Genomic DNA, 16,254 nt, shown 5'->3' with positions numbered 1-16,254 from the left:
TTAGTCTTTCATTGCTGCCGTCCATTCGGCGGAACAGCTGGGGTTGGACTGGTCACAGATTTCCGCCCAAGTGGGGTAAGATACCTTCATCACCGTCTCCGATACGGTTTTTAGATCTTGTTCTCGAACTGGAACCTTGACTAGGTCATAGCTAGTGAGGTTGTCACAGGGTTTTTCACCCACATTACAGCGCAGTGATTCTTTATAAAGATCTTCAGAGTAGCCCCAAATATCCTTCACTAGCTGGTCGAAAGACGCTTGTAAGGTGGCTTGTTGTTGGTCAGATAGTTTGTTCCAGGTATTGAGGTTAATACCGTAGCCATTCATACCGAGCTGAAAACCAATCGGTAGCATGTGGGTGGATACTTCAGGCCAACCTGCAGTATTGGCAGAGCTGGTACCAGTAATGGCACAGTCAATCACCCCTAAAGCTAAGCTTTGGTGTACGTCACCAAAGCTGATCGGGATCGGCACGCCACCAATCGACTCAACGAACTTAGCAAGGTTTTGGTCATAAACGCGCACCTTTAAACCGGCTACATCTTCAAGGTTGCTAATCGGGTGGTTACAAAATAGTACCTGAGGACCAAACGGCCATAGGCCTAACAGTTTGGTATTGAAACGCTCCTGTAGGCGCTTATCTACCACCGCTTGGTATTGGCTAATGGTATGTGCCCCCGCTGCATATGTAGGGTTAAGACCAACTAAATCTAGGCCTAAAATGGTCGGTTCATCACGCGATACTTGGGAAAGACGTAAGGAGATCAAGTCAAACATGCCTGACTTTAATACCCGCAGTTGCTCAGTATCTTTAATGCCGGTGGTATCGGCAGCCTTGTAATTCACCTTTAGCGGTAGGCCACTTGTTTCTGCAAGGTTTTCAAAGAAGGGTTGTTCAAGGTTTTTTTGAATCAAACCAGTGGCCATGGGTTGGCCCATCACGCGTAGGTCAATTGCATCATCGGCCTTGGCAAGGGTGGCGACCAAGCCAGTGGCGAGGGCGGCGGAAACCAGTAACTTTTTCATTATTAACTCCATTTAATAGCTTATTTTTCAGATTATTATGTATATATAATTATATTTTGAACCTAATAAGCTAAAGCAGGGTTTGTGCCACTGGTTAAATTTGTATTATTTTCAATGCCTTATGTATTTTGTGTGAATTTTAAGATAAATGTCAGTATAAAATTGCACTGGTTTGGTGCTTCCGTGGGGCGAGTTTTAAACGAGTTGGTGCAGTAGCGAACAGCGGGCTATTCGCTAGCGCGCAGGGAGTGTTTAGGCTTGCTCAAACATTTTAGCTAGCACATGTCCGGTATGCATCACATGGGTGGAGAGGATCTCACCGGCCTTTTTACCATCGCGTTGCAATAGCGCCTTAATCAGATCTTGATGCTCTTGCATCGATTCTTTCCAGCGGTAGTCTGAATTGATGGCCTGAAAGCGGCCATAGGTGACTAGGTTAAGCAATTGCTGGTGTAGTTGGCAGAGTTTTTGATTGCCCGAGGCGCGAATAATGCTGGAGTGGATCTGTTGGTTTTTCTCGAAGTAGTTCTTTTTGTCTTTTTGTTGGAAGTAGTTTTCCATCTGCTGATGAATGATAAACAGCTCTTTGAGTTGCTGATCGCTGGCGCGCTCGGTCATCAGCTCAGCCGCTTTGCGCTCAAGGCTACTCATTACTTCAAAGGCATCTAAGTATTCTTGAGCACTAATCTTGGATACCCAAGAGCCGCGGTTGGTTTCAATATGCACCAAACCTTCAACGTGCAGGGCTTTTAGGGCCTCGCGTAAGGGGGTGCGGCTTACCGCTAGTTGCTCGCAGAGTTCAATTTCTTTAATGTGCTCACCTTGCTTAAGTGAACCATCTTTAATCATTTCTCGCACCAGTGCCGCAACTTCAATATGAAGGGGTTGCCGGTTTAATGCGGTTTTTTTACTGCTTGCTACTGCCATGTACTGCTTGCCTGAAACCATATCATCATAAGTATTGGGGCTAAGATTCGCATAGTCTGGCCAGTTTTGTAAATATACTCTTACTCCTTAGGCGGGGCTGACAGGGCTTTGGCTAAAACGTGGGCATAAAAAAACCAGCCTTGCGACTGGTCTTTTATAAGCGCTTATTACTTATTACTTATTACTTATTGCTTAGTGCAATACGCGAGCACGAATGGTGCCTTCAATTTCTTTCAGTTTGGCAATGGCTTGCTCAGACTGAGAGCTGTTCACATCTATCACCACGTAACCAATGCTTTCGTTGGTTTGTAGGTACTGAGCGGCAATGTTAATTGACTCTTCAGCAAAGGCGGCGTTGATCTTGGTTAACACCCCTGGTTGGTTATGGTGGATGTGTAACAAGCGGCTAGTGCCAACATGCTCAGGTAAGGCTACTTCAGGGAAGTTGACTGCCGACAAGGTAGAGCCATTGTCTGAGTATTTAGCCAATTTAGAGGCCACTTCAATACCGATGTTTTCTTGAGCTTCTTGAGTTGAGCCGCCCACGTGTGGGCTAAGAATCACATTGTCGTAGCCACGTAATGGCGACTCGAATTCTTCTTTGTTTGATTTAGGCTCGGTGGGGAATACATCAATGGCCGCACCGGCAATTTTCTTGCTATCTAAGGCTGACACTAAGGCGTCGATGTCTACCACGGTGCCGCGAGACGCGTTGATTAAAATCGAACCGGGCTTCATGGCCGCTAATTGCGCCTCACCAAACATGTACTTGGTTTGTGGGGTTTCTGGCACGTGTAAGCTAACCACATCGCTCATTGCCAATAACTGGTTTAAGTCAGCTACTTGGGTGGCGTTACCTAGCGACAATTTGTTTTCGATGTCGTAGTAATATACGCGCATGCCTAAGGTTTCCGCCAAGATGCTTAGCTGAGTACCAATGTGGCCATAACCGATGATGCCCAGTGTTTTACCACGTGCTTCATAAGAATTGTCTGCAGATTTGATCCATTCACCACGGTGAGCCTTGGCATTTTTTTCTGGAATGCCACGAAGTAGTAAAATAATTTCACCTAATACTAATTCGGCCACACTGCGCGTATTAGAGAAGGGAGCATTGAATACCGGAATACCCTTTTGTTGGGCGGCTTTTAGGTCAACTTGGTTAGTACCAATACAGAAACAACCAATGGCTACCAGTTTATTGGCCGCAGCAAGAACGCGCTCGGTTAGGTTGGTGCGGGAACGAATACCAATGAAATGAACATCTTTAATTTTTTCAATTAGCTCGTCTTCCGCTAGCGAAGTTTTGACCATTTCAACGTTGTCATAACCTGCCGCTTGAAAAGATTCTAATGAACTCGGGTGTAGACCCTCTAACAACAAAACCTTAATTTTTTCCTTGCCTAACGAATACTTTGCCATGTTTGATTTCCTAATACCCATGTTACCGCTCGAGCGGCTAAATTTAGCAAAAAAGCAGCACTTAGGGAATGTAATTTTATTACATCAAATTTTATTCATCTTGTAGATAATATGCTGTGTTGGTTTTTGTTTTTGTTTTTTACTGTTGTATATTCGTGGATTAGCCAAGGGAAATTAGCTTTTTCTTTGGGGTAGCAAAATATTAGATATAAAAAAAGAGCGTCACTGACGCTCTTTTTTTTTCGTGTCGATTAAATTAGCGTTTTTTAGCCCCTTCAGGGGTGCCAATAATCACATGGTTTGCCCCACGCGCGGCAAATAAACCATTGGTGACAACACCTACAATGGCGTTAATCTCACGCTCGGTTTTGACCGGGTCAACAATCGAAAGATTGTGCACATCTAAAATTACATTGCCGTTATCGGTAACCACACCTTCACGATAAACAGGGTCGCCACCGAGTTTCACTAACTCTCGAGCAACATAGCTGCGCGCCATTGGGATCACTTCAACCGGCAGCGGGAATGTTCCAAGCACGTCAACTTCTTTAGTATTGTCGATAATACAAACGAACTGCTCGGCCACTGCGGCGATGATTTTTTCACGAGTTAGAGCTGCACCGCCCCCTTAATCATGTGGTTGCGTGGGTCAATTTCGTCGGCGCCGTCAACGTATACAGACAATTCATCTACGCTGTTTAAATCAAAAACTTCAATGCCGTAGGCTTGGAGTTTTTTAGTGGAATCTTCAGAGCTAGAAACCGCCCCTTTGATGACATTTTTTTTGGTGGCTAGGGCGTCAATGAAATGTTGTACGGTAGAGCCTGTGCCTACGCCGACGATGGCATCATCTTCAACAAATTCTAAGGCGGCCCAACCCGCGGCTTTTTTCATTTCATCTTGTGTCATTGTGGTGCTCCAAGCAAGGTCATGGGGAAATGCTGGGCGGGCCAGCGAATTGGCGCGGATTATAACCAAGCACTGGCCGGAACGCCAACTTAGAATGGTGATATTTTAGGCTTGCTAGGTTTTATTTAAGCCATTACCAAGACCAGCATTTACTGGGGGTGATAATCTGTTTCAGTGGTTTGTCCCAAGCTTGAATGGGTACCTCGTTAATTTGTTGGCAGTCGTGGGCCAAACCAATAACTAGTGGGCGTTCGCCGTCTATTTTGGCTAGCAGACGGTCATAATAGCCACCGCCCATGCCTAAGCGGTTGCCCTGAGAGTCGAAGGCGACCAAGGGGGCTAGCACTAAATCTAGCTGCTGGCAGTCGATAACTTCATTGCGCTTAAACACCGGCTCACTAATGCCAAAACGATTACTTTGCATCGGACTATTGGGGCGATAACGGTGAAAGTGCATCTCGCCCATTTCCATGAGGTCTACTAAGGGCACGTACACCTGTTTATTTTGCAGCCATAGCCATTCAATTAAGGGCTGTAGATCGAGCTCTCCATCAAAGGCTAAATACAGGGCGATGGCCTGCATATTGTCTAGCTGTGGATGGCTTTGCAGGTAAGCAAGCACCGCCTGACTGGCTTCGCTTTGCTGGGTGGGGCTTAACGCGCAGCGCTGTTGGCGAACTTGTTTACGTAGCTGTTGGCGTAGATCCGGCGAATTCATGGCGCGCTGCTAGTGATGGTTAAAGTCTTTAGTGTGCCTTGAAGCAGGCTTAGGAGCAAGGCCACCAAGCCTGAAGGGCAGGCTTGGTTGAAGCTGTTCCTTAGGAACTAATCTACCTCGGCGTTGTGATAAACGTTTTGCACGTCGTCACTGTCGTCTAGCATGGCTTGAAATTTTTCGAACAGTGCTACGTCGTCACCGGTGATTTTGGTGTAGCTTTGCGGAATGAAGCTGATTTCTTCGATTTCGAAATCAATCTCAGGCATGGCGTTGGTCAGTGACGTTTTCACATTGTTGTATTCGGTGTGAGGGGCAAACACGGTAATCATGCCGTCTTCACACTCAACATCGGTCACTTCAACATCGTCCATTAATAGAATTTCTAAAATAGCGTCTTCGTCATCTCCTTTGAAAGAGAAGATCGCTTGGTGGTCGAACATATGAGCCACGCTGCCTTGAGTACCAATTTTAGATTTGGTTTTAACAAAGGCTTGGCGTACGTCGGTAAAGGTACGGCTGTTATTATCGGTTAAACAGTCAACAATCACCATGCAGCCACCCGGGCCATAACCTTCGTAGCGCGCAGGAACGTAATCTTCACCGGCACCGCCTTTGGCTTTGTCGATGGCTTTTTCGATTACGTGGCTAGGTACCTGATCTTTTTTAGCTCGGTCAATTACGCTACGCAATTGTAGGTTGGCCTCAACATCGGCACCGCCGTTTTTGGCGATAACATAAATTTCTTTACTGTATTTAGAATAAACCTTGGTTTTGGCACCAGCGGTTTTGGCCATAGAGGCCTTACGAACTTCAAAACTTCTACCCATTGGGATGCTCTTTTCTTATTGATACTAAAAATTCTGGGGAAGGATTTTACCAGCTAGAACGCAAGGAACAAGAGTTGGCGCGGTTTCAGCTCAAAGAATGCGCTTAAAGCGAGTAAATTATCAGCCAAACAGGGCTAAATTGGCAGCTCTGCTGCGAGGGATGGTCTAGAGGCTTTGTCATTCGTGCTCGACTTGCATCACCGCACTAGCCACGACTTAAACTTGCTAAATGCTTAGTTGCCTTAGATTAAAATTATGCTGGCATAATTATGATTTTGAACATGTTTTCCTCTGTTTGAGTGGTTTGTGCTCGTCTTTTCCAGTTGCTTGGCTATTTTTATAGCATTTTATTTTGTAGAATCGCCGGCTTATGGCTGTAGACACTAAAAATTCCAAGGTACAGCTATTACACAACATAGATTTACAAGGACAGTACAAACGGCGGACGCCGCTTTACTCTCCTTTCAGTTTCAAGGAGATTATATGAAACGAGAACAATGGGGTTCGCGAGTGGGCTTTATTATGGCCGCAGTGGGCTCAGCCATCGGATTAGGTAATATTTGGCGTTTCCCTTATATGGCCTACGAAAATGGTGGTGGTGCATTTTTCATCCCTTATTTATTTGCCATGTTATCCGCCGGCATTCCATTTATGATTATGGAGTTCAGCCTTGGCCATAAAATGCGTGGCGCAGCGCCGCGAGTCTTCGCCAAGCTAGGGCGTCGTTTAGAATGGTTGGGCTGGTTTCAGGTTTTAGTGGCCTTTGTTATTGCTGTTTACTACGTGGCGGTAATTGGCTGGTCGATTTCCTACTTAGGTTTTTCTTTCTCGCAAAGCTGGGGCTCTGACCCTAATGCCTTCTTCTTCACCGAATATCTACAACTTGGCGATAACAGCCCAAGCAACTTAGGTAATATTCAGTCACATATTCTGGTGCCTGTGATTATTGCTTGGTTGATTACCTTCTCGGCAGTATTTTCTGGTGTGAAAGGCGGTATTGAGCGCGCCAGTAAAATTATGATGCCTTTACTATTCATTATGGTAATTGGCTTGATTTTACGCATGGCCTTCCTTCCTGGAGCGATAGAAGGGCTGAACTACCTGTTTAAGCCTGATTTTTCTAAAATTATGGACGCCAGTGTATGGTCGGCGGCCTATGGCCAAATCTTCTTCACTCTGAGTGTCGGCTTCGCCATTATGTTGGCTTATTCTAGCTACCTGCCTAAAGACTCTGACATCAGCAATAATGCCTTTATGACGGTGATGATTAACTGTGGCTTCTCGATCCTCGCCGGTATTATGATTTTTTCTATTTTGGGTTACATGGCAGACCAGCAAGGCGTGGCCATTACTGAAGTAGTAAAAGCTGGGGTTGGCTTGGCCTTTGTGACTATTCCTACTGCCATTAACTTATTACCCGCGCCGTATATTCTAGGTCCGCTGTTCTTCTTAGCCTTAACCGTTGCGGGTTTGAGCTCAATGATTTCGATTATTGAAGCGGTAACTTCTGCGGTTATCGACAAAACTGGCTACAGCCGCAAAAAGGCCGCTACCATTGTTTGTGGTGTTGCCTTGGCGGTCTCAACCGCGTTTACCACTAATGGTGGTTTATTGCTGCTAGACGTGGTCGACTACTTCATGAATAACGTGGGTATTTTAGGCAGCTGTCTATTAGAGCTACTAGTGGTTGGTTGGATGCTTAAAGGCTTACCTGAGCTGAAAGAATACGCCAATCGCCGCTCAGAATTAATGATTGGTGACTGGTTTGTTTGGTGCTTGCGTTTTATTAGCCCGGCCATTTTGTTGGTGATTTTAGGCACTAACTTTGTGGGTCTACTACAAAACGGTTACGGCGGTTACAGTCAATTTGACTTAATGACCTTTGGTTGGGGTCTAGTGACTATTCTAGTTGTGCTATCGGTGATTATTCGTAAGTTACCAACTGCACCAATGCAAGCAGAGGAGAAATAATATGGAACCGATTGCCATTGTTATGATGTTGCTAGGTTTTGCCTGTACTTGGGGCGGAGCCATCTTTTGTATTCGCCGGGCCATCAAAGCCCGCTAAGCAATACTCTTACTCAGAAAAACCAAGCTTCGGCTTGGTTTTTTGCTATTTGTGGCTGGCCTATTCTGTTCTTTCACAATCATGGGCATGCGCTAGAATGAACAAGACAAGCCAATTTCACCTAGGAGCGAAAACAATGTTGCACATGGACTTTAGCCAAGCTTTAGCGATCAATACCCAGCAAATGGATTGGCAAGCCAGCCCCGCGCCCGGTGTATTACGCAAGCCACTAGAGCGTGAAGCTAAGGAGTCGGGCCATGTTACCAGCATTGTCGAGTACGCTAGTGAGTCATTTTTTCCCGAACATAGTCATCCCTTGGGTGAAGAAATATTTGTACTGGAAGGCGTATTTTCCGATGAACATGGTGATTACCCAGCAGGCAGCTACCTACGCAATCCTCCGGGCAGTAAACATAGCCCTTTCAGCAAACAAGGCTGTGTGATTTTCGTCAAGCTGAACCAGTTTGATCCACGCGATTTAACCCCCGTGCGCATTAATACTCAGCAGCAAAGCTGGATGGCCGGACAAGGCGGTTTACAAGTGATGCCTTTGCATGACTTTGAACACGAACATGTGGCCTTGGTGAAGTGGCCAGCAGGAGAGGTTTTTCAAGCTCATCGCCACTTCGGCGGCGAAGAAATTTTAGTGTTATCGGGTGAGTTTAACGACGAACGTGGTTGTTATCCGAAATACTCTTGGCTACGTAATCCTCATCTAAGTCAGCACCATCCCTTTGTTAAGCAAGAAACCATTATTCTGGTTAAAACCGGTCATTTGCCCATCGATTGAGCCGGGCTTTTTCATCGTTGGGCATATCGGCTTAGCCTTATTGGCGCTATTGGCATTTAGTTAAGTTATTGCTCACTAGCCTTAAACTCACTATATCTTAGCTAATGTAGGGCCGTAGCATGGGTGCCAATGGGTTTAACTCAGTTAGTTAATCTAGTCATTATTAGTGCGCTAATAAACTTAGCTGTGTTTGCCCGCGGATTGGCGGCGCTTCCCTCACAAATTACTTTAGCCAGCACTCACTGGGCGCCTTATACCTCAGGCGATAGCCCACAGCAGCTTGGTATTGTTACCGAATACCTCACCGAGATATTGGCCAAGCATCAAATTCGTTTAGTGGTAGAGCGCTACCCTTGGATGCGGGCGGTAAAGTTGGCCAATAGCGAAGGTCATATCGACGGTCTGCTCACTGCCGTGCATGAAGAGGCCCCGGCACTGCTGTTTGGTCAAGTACCGATCATGGACTATAAAGTGAGCTTTTTTACCCACAAGGATAGTGACTGGAGCTTTGTTGATGAGAGTTCTTTGCTTAGCATGCCCAGTCCCTTAGGGCTAATAGCCGGTTATGGCTATGGAGAACCCATCGATAGCTTCATTGATGACCCCGAACATCGCCAGTTGGTACATGCTATCAAAGGGGACCAGCTTCAATTGCGCTTACTCAAACTGCTGGAATACCGGCGTGTGGCGGTGGTGATTGAAGACGAACTGGTGATGCAGAGTCTCCATTATGATAAGAGCTTGATTCGACAGGCTGGCACCTTAAACCATTCACCATTTTATCTAGCCTTAAAACCTAGCTTGGGTTGGAGTAAACCATTGCTGCGTTTGCTCGACCAAGAATTTGCCTCGCTAGAAAATCAGCAACGTTTAGATAGCATTATTAGCCGTTACCTGATTAACGCCGAGCCGACTCTGCGTGAATCGACGCAGCCCTAGACATAACCTAGACTTACAGGGATCCCCCATAGATATAGATAAGGATGGCGTGTTATGAAAAAACTTACAGGCTTGTTCTGCTTACTGCTGCTCCCGGTATGGCTGGCTCAGGCTGATGTTTCGGTATCAACAGATAAACTGGAGATTAATAAAGATTGTATTCGCTTAGATGGCGATAATGTGCAGATGCAATCTAAAGATTGCCAGTCCGACAACAAGGGTAAAGGAGATAAAGAAAACCGCAGTGTTCATGGCGACAACAACCCCGGTAAAGGCCATGATAAAAACAACAAAAAAGACAAAAAGTAAAAACTAAGCCGTGCTCGGTTAAACTAGCTCAAACACCTTCGTTAAAGGCTTTTTTACTTCGCTGTTAAGAGGCCTTTGGTGAATTTCTTAGTAAGAACTTTTATAAGGTGGTGTGTGCATGGCAACTCAAGCAATGGCAAGAGAGCTATCGCCTTTTAGCATTCGTGTATTGTCTGTTGCACCGGGCTGGGTTAAACCGCAATGATTGATAAACCAAGCGAAGAGAGCGGCGGTAAACTCCATATGAAAGGACGAATTATTGAGCCGACAGAAATTGCTGATGCTATTTATCTTTTCCAGAAGCGAGTGCTATTAATGGTTCGACTGTGATGGTGGATGATGGCTACTCTTCTTTTAAAGGGCTAGATGGCTATATCGCCTGATACTTACTTGAAGCATTCAATCATTCATTCGTGAGGTGATTGAATGTAGCACTTTTCACAGTAATCCAAATTACTTGCATTTTATGTGGTTTATGGGAGTTGTTTTGAGCTTATCAAGCTTGAAAAAGTACCCAGAGTGCCGCTGTTGGTTTTAGCCCTTGAACCATGTGGTTCAAGGCGGGAAACAAGTCTCATACCGTAGGCTTCTCAGTCGAGCTGAGCATGCTCAGTAGCAGAAAAAAGTTACCCTTAAGATACAATTATCGGCTCAGGGACATCACCAACTGGCGAACACCCCAGGAATTTTAAACTCTCTAATTTACACTGTAGTAAAGCTTCAAATAGCTAGTCAATGTTGGGTTGGCTTTGTTCTAACAAAGCGCGTTCAATGGTGCGTTGTAGCTCTACTATGCGCTGATTCATGTTATCAGCATAATTCTGATTCTGGGCTTGTTCTTTATGCAGCTCGTAAGCGAGATGCAAACCCACCATTATGGCTAAGTGCTCGGTGCTATTAACTCTGGTTTTTTCTTTCAGAGTGGCTAAGCGCTGGGATAATTCGTCTGCGGCTCGGCGAAGCTTATCTTCTTCACCTTCCGGGCAAGCAACTCGGTAGTTCTTGCCTAACAATATTATGTCTACGCCCTGCGCCATGATTCGCCTTAGCTAAACTCTATTCTCGAGTGAATATATAGCGCGAGGCATTAACTTGCAACCATTGAAGAGACGCTAGGCTACCTGCTGCGCTAATAACGAACAGTTTGCTGTAAAGCTGTACAAATCTTATGTTGAGTGCCATAAAAGCCAACACAATTGCTTGAATAAATAAGCTTATTTGTCCACCATGTTGAGCAATTTCGCTTCAGTTCGCACTGAAGTTGCTACTCCGCCCGCTTATTTGTTGTTAGGAAAGTAAAAAACATGGCGCAAGCAGAGCGTTTCGCCGACGAACGCCGTAGATTTTATCGCATTGTTTATCCGGTGCGCTTAATTCAGTTATTAATCAAGATGCTGAATGCCAAAGTCGCTAAGGTGGCTGCTCAAGGTCGTAAACCTTCGGAAATCAAAGATGCTCATTTAGGGCAGTTTTTACCGATGATGCATATTGGTGACTATGTGTTTCCAGTACTCGATATTTCTGAAGGTGGTTGTCGTATTCAATGGCGCTCGTCTGCTGAACCGCTGCCGATTTCCAGTAAGATTTTAATTGGCCGTATTTTCTTTAACCAAGACTTAGCCAAGGTGATTGAGTACCTCCCCAAGGATGCACAAGAAGAGTTTGCAGCCTTAAGTAATAACTGCAGTGAGCAGGGTTATGAACATCAGTTTGAAGCAAGGATTTGCCGGAAAATTGACAACAAGCGTGACCCTTATCCGCAACTGTGTTTGCAGTTTACCAAGGCCACTCACTTATCGGCTCGCTTTATTCGTCAGCAGGAAAGCAGTCTAATTAAGCTGTTTCGCGAGCAGTATATCGAACGGGTTAGGGCGCGCCGCCAGCAGTTAAAACAAGCCCTGCAAAATTAGCTTGTTGCAGCGGTTAAATCTATCTTTAACATGGCTGCTAAACTTAAGCAGTGTTAGGATTAGCTGATTAACAGTCCTTAGGTGTTTATTGTGAGTAAAATCGTATATCCAGATTATGAAGCGCTGGGAGAACTGCTACTCAGTTCTAAAGTCATGGTTAGCCCAGCAGAAGTACATGGTTTACTGAGCGGCCTGTTAGCCGCCGGTTTGCCGAGTAATGGCGACTGGATGAGCCAAATGAATCAACTGATTAACGATGGTCAGGGGCTGCCAGTCGAAATTAAAAACAAACTTAAAATAGTCATGGAAGCCACCCACAGTGGAATGAGCGACAGCTTGTTAGGCTTTCAGTTAATGCTACCGGAAGATGAAGCGCTGGTAGAAGAACGTACCGAAGCGCTGGCCCAATGGGTGCAGAGCTTTTTGGTGGGCTTTGGGGTAGTGCAAAACGACCTTAACAAGCTGGCCGAAGACGTTCAGGAATTAATTAAAGATTTTACCGAAATTAGCCAATTGTCTTCGGATCTTGATGAAGACGAAGAAAACGAACAGGCCTTATTCCAAGTTGTTGAATATGTTCGCATAGGAGCGATTACTATCTTCGCTCACCTCGCCGGAAACGACGCCGATCAACAACAACCCACGCTACATTAAAAAGCTACAAGCCAAGGAGTTGCTGTGTTTATAAAACGCCGTCAGCAGTTATTTGCCGCTATGTCAGACAACAGCGCTGCGATTTTTGTTGCAGCCGAAGAGCAAACCCGCAGTCGTGATACTGAATATCCATTTCGACAGGATAGCGACTTTTTCTATTTCAGCGGTTTTAACGAGCCCAATGCTGTATTGCTGTTGATTAAGCAAGGCGATACTCAGCGTAGTGTCTTGTTTAATCGTCGCAAAGATAAGCTCGCAGAAATATGGCAGGGGCGGCGACTGGGACAAGAGCAAGCCTTGGCCAGCTTAGAAGTGGATAAAGCCTTAGCCATTGAAGACATGGCTGAACACCTGCACCTTGAGCTAAATGGCCTAAGTAAGCTGTATATGGCGCAAGGGCGTTATCCTGCTTATGATCAGCAAATTTTGGCCGCTGTAGAGCTATTGCGTAATGGCCTGCGTCACGGTTGGCAAGCGCCGAGTGTAATTGAAGATTGGCGGCCAATAGTTGATGAAATGCGCTTGATTAAATCGGCTGAAGAAGTGGCCTTAATGCGCCGCGCCGGAGAAATCTCTGCGGCGGGACACTGCCGCGCCATGCGCAGCTGCCAAGTGGGTATGTGGGAATACCAATTGGAAGCCGAAATCCACCACGAATTCTTGATGGCTGGCGCGCGTTCACCGGCCTATGGCACCATTATTGGCGCGGGCGAGAATGCCTGTATTCTGCATTACACCGAAAACCATAGCCTAATGGAAGACGGTGACTTGGTGCTGATTGATGCTGGCGCCGAGTATCAAATGTACGCCGGTGATATCACTCGCACTTTTCCGGTAAACGGTAAGTTTAGTGAGCCTCAGGCCAAGCTCTATAATGTAGTATTGTCTGCCCAGTTAGCCGCCTTAGAGATGATTAAACCAGAGGTGTCTATCTACCAGATAAACCAAGTGGTATTAAATATCATGGTTCAAGGTTTGGTAGATCTGGGCATTATGCAGGGTGAGGTGAGTCAACTGATCGAGTCTGAAGCCTATAAAGCCTACTACATGCATGGCTTAGGGCACTGGTTGGGGATTGATGTTCACGACGTGGGTGACTATCACGATGTTAAGCGTAGTCGTCCCTTGCAGCCAGGCATGGCCTTAACCATTGAGCCGGGGCTGTATATTCCGCATGACGCCGACGTACCCGCCGAATACAAAGGCATGGGGATTCGTATTGAAGACGATGTGGTGGTGACCGAGCAGGGCTGTGAAATTCTCACCGCCGACGTGCCTAAAACCATTGAAGAAATTGAAGCCTTAATGGCGAGTTAACTATGAGCCAGCCGCAACACTTCGACATTATCATTGTTGGTGCCGGTATGACCGGTGCCAGCCTAGCCTTGGCCTTAAGCCAAACGCCCAGCGCTAAGCCCTTAAAGATTGCTTTAATTGAAGCGGCTGAATTGAACTTTGGCCAGCATCCGGGCTTTGATGGGCGAGCAATAGCCTTGTCTGCGGGCTCGCTGCGTTGGTTTCAGCAGCAAGGTTTGTGGTCGAATATGGCGCCCTATGGCTGTGCCATCGAGCATATTCATGTGTCTGACCGAGGTCATTGCGGCTGGACCAGCATGCAAGCCGACGAGTATCACTTGGACGCTCTCGGTCAGGTGATTGAGCTGGAACATGCCGGACGAGAGCTGCATCAACAGCTCGCTCAGCGCCAAGGCATTAGTCTGTTTTGCCCAGCCCGAGTGAAGCACATTGAGCAGCAGCAACAGCAGGTGCTGCTAGAGCTAGATGACCAGCAATGCCTGAGTGGCAGTTTATTAATTGGTGCCGATGGTGCCGACTCTTTAGTTGGCCAAAAAATTGGAAATCAGCAGCAACATGATTTTGCCAAGTATGCGCTGATAGCCAACGTTCAGGCCGATCAGGATCCCGCCGGACGGGCCTTTGAGCGTTTTACCGAACAAGGCCCTTAGCATTGTTGCCCATGAGCGAGCAGCGTTGGTCGGTGGTATGGTCCTTAGAAGCCGAGCAAGCCAAGCGCTTGCAAAGCGCCGATGAGCAGGTCTTTCTAAGCGAGTTACAACAAGCCTTTGGTTATCGCGCCGGGCGCTTTATTGCGGTGGGTAAGCGAGCCGCTTATCCCTTGGTATTGCGTTATTACCCTCGTTTATTTGCGCATCGTATGTTGCTAATAGGCAATGCTGCCCACAGTTTGCATCCTATTGCCGGCCAAGGTTTTAATTTGGCGCTGCGTGATGTGGCAGCTCTGGCGCCACTACTATTACAACAGTGGCAGCAAGGGCTAGATTTGGGCGCGCATAGCCTGTTGGACGCTTATCAACAACTACGCCAAGACGATATTCAGCGCACCATCGCCATGACCGCCGGTCTTGCCAGTGTGTTTGCTAGTAGCGATAAAAGCTCGGTGATACCGCGTAATTTAGGGCTAATGGCGATGCAGCTTTGCCCCAGTTTTAAGTTGTTATTGGCTAAACAAAGCCTTGGTTTATTTTCTCGATAATTGGATTAGGACAACGTGATGCAAACAGTAGATATTGCCATTATTGGCGGTGGCATGGTGGGCTTGGCGTTAGCGGCCGCGCTGGCTGATAGCCCGCTTAAGATTGCCATCGTTGAGCCTAAACCTGCCCAAGCTCCACTCTTGCAAGACTACAGCCTGCGAGTGAGCGCGATTAGTTTATCTTCGCAAGGTTTCTTAAGCTCGTTGGGAGTATGGCAAAGTATTTGTGAGCAACGTGTGGCGCCCTACCATGATATGCAAGTATGGGAGCAAGACAGTTTTGCTAAAATTCGTTTTCAGGCCGAGCAACTGCTGGTAGATGAACTAGGCCACATCGTTGAAAACGACATCGTGCGGTATGCCTTATGGCAGCGAGTAAGCCAGCAAAGCAATGTGGTCTTTATTGAGCAAGCGGTGGACAAGCTACACCGTGGTGACAGCGAATCTTGGTTGAGTTTTGCCAATGGTCAAGCCATAAGTTGTAAGCTGTTGGTGGCCGCCGATGGCGCAAATTCCTGGCTGCGTGAGCAACTGGCGGTACCGCTAAGCTATTGGGACTACCAACACACTGCCATTGTGGCCACCATCAAAACCAGCGAAGCACATCAAAGCTGTGCTCGACAAATATTTAGCCCCGAAGGCCCCTTAGCCTTTTTACCCCTTAGTGACCCGCATCATTGCTCAATCGTTTGGTCGGTCTCACCTGAGCGAGCTAGCGCACTACAAAGCCTTAGCGAACAAGACTTCAATAAGCAACTCACCATGGCCTTTGATCATCGCTTAGGTTTGTGTCAGCGAGTGGGTGAGTTGGGTGCGTTTCCCTTACGCATGCGTTATGCGCGAGACTTTGCCGGTAAAGGTTTTGTCTTGATTGGTGACGCCGCCCATACTATTCACCCCTTAGCTGGGCAGGGGGTGAACTTAGGCTTGATGGATGCCGCCGCCTTGGCCGAGCAGTTAATTGACTTACAGCAAGCCGGTAAAAACCTAGGCGATTACGCCAACCTGCGTCATTTCGAGCGTTGGCGCAAGAGCGAGGCCAGCCAGATGATTGCCGCGATGGAGTTTTTCAAGCGCATTTTTGGCAATGCCAATCCCGCATTAAAACTGTTACGCGGCGTGGGCATGAGTGTGGTGGATAAGGCCGAGCCTTTGAAACGTCAGGCGATGCTGCGCGCCTTGGGTTTAGCCGGAGATCTACCCAAACGCGCTGCGGTTAAATCGGCATAAACGACCTCGC

The 16,254-nt window shown here is 46.8% G+C and carries 17 protein-coding genes, 1 other RNA gene and 1 pseudogene; 11 read left to right on the top strand and 8 right to left on the bottom strand.

Annotation, left to right across the window (positions count from 1 at the left end; all coding sequences use genetic code 11):
- The 6 genes and pseudogenes from AR383_RS08335 to AR383_RS08310 form a co-directional block, all read right to left on the bottom strand.
- Complete coding sequence (locus tag AR383_RS08335) at positions 1-1,026, bottom strand: TRAP transporter substrate-binding protein (protein ID WP_055732714.1); 1,026 nt, start codon at positions 1,024-1,026, stop codon at positions 1-3.
- A 252-nt stretch (positions 1,027-1,278) separates the two neighbouring features.
- Entirely contained in the window at positions 1,279-1,953 is a 675-nt protein-coding gene (locus AR383_RS08330; RefSeq protein ID WP_055732713.1) for a GntR family transcriptional regulator, read from the bottom strand.
- Positions 1,954-2,145: 192 nt separating this feature from the next.
- Positions 2,146-3,375: a phosphoglycerate dehydrogenase gene (serA, locus tag AR383_RS08325; protein ID WP_055732712.1), complete on the bottom strand. Its 1,230-nt coding sequence runs from the start codon at positions 3,373-3,375 to the stop codon at positions 2,146-2,148.
- Positions 3,376-3,631: 256 nt separating this feature from the next.
- A pseudogene (gene rpiA / locus AR383_RS08320) lies at positions 3,632-4,284 on the bottom strand (ribose-5-phosphate isomerase RpiA).
- Between the two features lie 133 nt (positions 4,285-4,417).
- On the bottom strand, positions 4,418-5,002 hold the full coding sequence (locus AR383_RS08315) for a 5-formyltetrahydrofolate cyclo-ligase (protein WP_055732711.1): 585 nt from the start codon (positions 5,000-5,002) through the stop codon (positions 4,418-4,420).
- 107 nt (positions 5,003-5,109) lie between these two features.
- Entirely contained in the window at positions 5,110-5,829 is a 720-nt protein-coding gene (locus tag AR383_RS08310; RefSeq protein WP_055732710.1) for a YebC/PmpR family DNA-binding transcriptional regulator, read from the bottom strand.
- A 483-nt stretch (positions 5,830-6,312) separates the two neighbouring features.
- On the opposite strand from AR383_RS08310, the gene AR383_RS08305 reads away from it, so the two are divergent.
- The 5 genes from AR383_RS08305 (at position 6,313) to AR383_RS08290 (ending at position 9,935) form a co-directional block, all read left to right on the top strand.
- Positions 6,313-7,800, top strand: coding sequence for a sodium-dependent transporter (locus AR383_RS08305; RefSeq protein ID WP_055732709.1), 1,488 nt, complete (start codon positions 6,313-6,315; stop codon positions 7,798-7,800).
- 1 nt (position 7,801) lies between these two features.
- The gene (locus tag AR383_RS21505; RefSeq protein ID WP_157051679.1) at positions 7,802-7,897 is read left to right on the top strand and encodes a MetS family NSS transporter small subunit; all 96 of its coding nucleotides are present in this window, start codon (positions 7,802-7,804) and stop codon (positions 7,895-7,897) included.
- A gap of 136 nt (positions 7,898-8,033) precedes the next feature.
- Positions 8,034-8,687, top strand: coding sequence for a cupin domain-containing protein (locus tag AR383_RS08300; RefSeq protein WP_055732708.1), 654 nt, complete (start codon positions 8,034-8,036; stop codon positions 8,685-8,687).
- Between the two features lie 129 nt (positions 8,688-8,816).
- Positions 8,817-9,626 (top strand): hypothetical protein, encoded by an 810-nt coding sequence (locus AR383_RS08295; RefSeq protein WP_055732707.1) that lies wholly within the window; start codon positions 8,817-8,819, stop codon positions 9,624-9,626.
- 54 nt (positions 9,627-9,680) lie between these two features.
- The gene (locus AR383_RS08290) at positions 9,681-9,935 is read left to right on the top strand and encodes a hypothetical protein (protein ID WP_055732706.1); all 255 of its coding nucleotides are present in this window, start codon (positions 9,681-9,683) and stop codon (positions 9,933-9,935) included.
- Positions 9,936-10,442: 507 nt separating this feature from the next.
- On the opposite strand, the gene ssrS is transcribed toward AR383_RS08290, so the two are convergent.
- Together ssrS and zapA are read right to left on the bottom strand one after the other, a co-directional pair.
- A non-coding RNA gene (ssrS, locus tag AR383_RS21245) (6S RNA) lies at positions 10,443-10,624 on the bottom strand.
- Positions 10,625-10,663: 39 nt separating this feature from the next.
- Positions 10,664-10,972 (bottom strand): cell division protein ZapA, encoded by a 309-nt coding sequence (gene zapA, locus AR383_RS08285; RefSeq protein WP_055732705.1) that lies wholly within the window; start codon positions 10,970-10,972, stop codon positions 10,664-10,666.
- A 267-nt stretch (positions 10,973-11,239) separates the two neighbouring features.
- On the opposite strand from zapA, the gene AR383_RS08280 reads away from it, so the two are divergent.
- The 6 genes from AR383_RS08280 to AR383_RS08255 all read left to right on the top strand — a co-directional run bounded on the left by AR383_RS08280 (position 11,240) and on the right by AR383_RS08255 (position 16,244).
- Positions 11,240-11,845, top strand: coding sequence for a hypothetical protein (locus AR383_RS08280; RefSeq protein WP_055732704.1), 606 nt, complete (start codon positions 11,240-11,242; stop codon positions 11,843-11,845).
- 90 nt (positions 11,846-11,935) lie between these two features.
- Positions 11,936-12,499, top strand: a complete 564-nt coding sequence (locus tag AR383_RS08275; RefSeq protein WP_157051678.1) for a UPF0149 family protein — start codon at positions 11,936-11,938, stop codon at positions 12,497-12,499.
- A gap of 24 nt (positions 12,500-12,523) precedes the next feature.
- Complete coding sequence (pepP, locus tag AR383_RS08270) at positions 12,524-13,816, top strand: Xaa-Pro aminopeptidase (protein ID WP_083481548.1); 1,293 nt, start codon at positions 12,524-12,526, stop codon at positions 13,814-13,816.
- Positions 13,817-13,818: 2 nt separating this feature from the next.
- Positions 13,819-14,466, top strand: coding sequence for an FAD-dependent oxidoreductase (locus AR383_RS22335; RefSeq protein WP_055732702.1), 648 nt, complete (start codon positions 13,819-13,821; stop codon positions 14,464-14,466).
- A gap of 11 nt (positions 14,467-14,477) precedes the next feature.
- Complete coding sequence (locus tag AR383_RS22330) at positions 14,478-15,014, top strand: FAD-dependent monooxygenase (RefSeq protein ID WP_055732701.1); 537 nt, start codon at positions 14,478-14,480, stop codon at positions 15,012-15,014.
- 18 nt (positions 15,015-15,032) lie between these two features.
- A complete protein-coding gene (locus tag AR383_RS08255; protein ID WP_198150223.1) occupies positions 15,033-16,244 on the top strand; it encodes an FAD-dependent monooxygenase in 1,212 nt (403 codons plus the stop codon).
- The last annotated feature ends 10 nt before the right edge of the window (positions 16,245-16,254 follow it).

This window comes from Agarivorans gilvus (assembly GCF_001420915.1).
GTDB lineage: Bacteria > Pseudomonadota > Gammaproteobacteria > Enterobacterales > Celerinatantimonadaceae > Agarivorans > Agarivorans gilvus.
The sequence above is the reverse complement of the archived record's forward strand: the minus strand, read 5'-3'. Positions and strand labels throughout refer to the sequence as shown.